General features: G+C 34.9%; 1 protein-coding gene. It reads left to right on the forward strand.

Annotated elements, in window-relative coordinates:
• On the forward strand, positions 1–535 hold a 535-nt coding region (locus LC115_01065), incomplete at its 5' end, for a hypothetical protein (protein MCZ2355271.1).
• Positions 536–576 lie beyond the last annotated feature (41 nt).

A 576-nucleotide genomic window follows, 5' to 3' on the forward strand; every position in this document is an offset into this window, starting at 1 on the left:
TCAAAATCAAATAGTTAAATATTTTTATTCTTTTTGTCGTGCAACAGGCTCAATGGTAACAAGAGTAATCGCAATAAAAAACTTAGAAAAATTCGTAGGACAAGACCTTGCTGAATTGGCTGTAAAATATGGCGTAACAACATACAAAGACGGCAAGCAAAACAAAGGTTGGAAAGGGCTTACACTTGAACATTTAGCAGGTTTATCAAACGACAATAAACAAGCACCAAACGGACTTGGATTTGAATTGAAATCAACTGCGTTCTATCAAGTTAAAGGCGAGTGGACACCGAAAGAAACTTTTGCAATAACAATGATAAACCCAACGGTGTTGCTTGCAACACCGTTTTTTGAAAGTCATTGCTGGGAAAAATTAAAATCACTTGTTTACTGTGCAGTTACTTGGAACGGTAAACACAGCGAAAAAGCAGAACTTTTAAAAGTTCAATCGTTTGATTTTTTAGAAAGTGATACACTTATTCAAGAAATTCAAGCGGACTATGAATTTATCCGCAACAAACTACTGTTATGTTAATCGTAAATTAACGGATAAAGTCTTCTGAGTTTTTGCCTTGC

This window comes from Bacteroidia bacterium (genome assembly GCA_026932145.1).
In the GTDB taxonomy this organism is placed as follows: Bacteria; Bacteroidota; Bacteroidia; order J057; family JAIXKT01; genus JAIXKT01.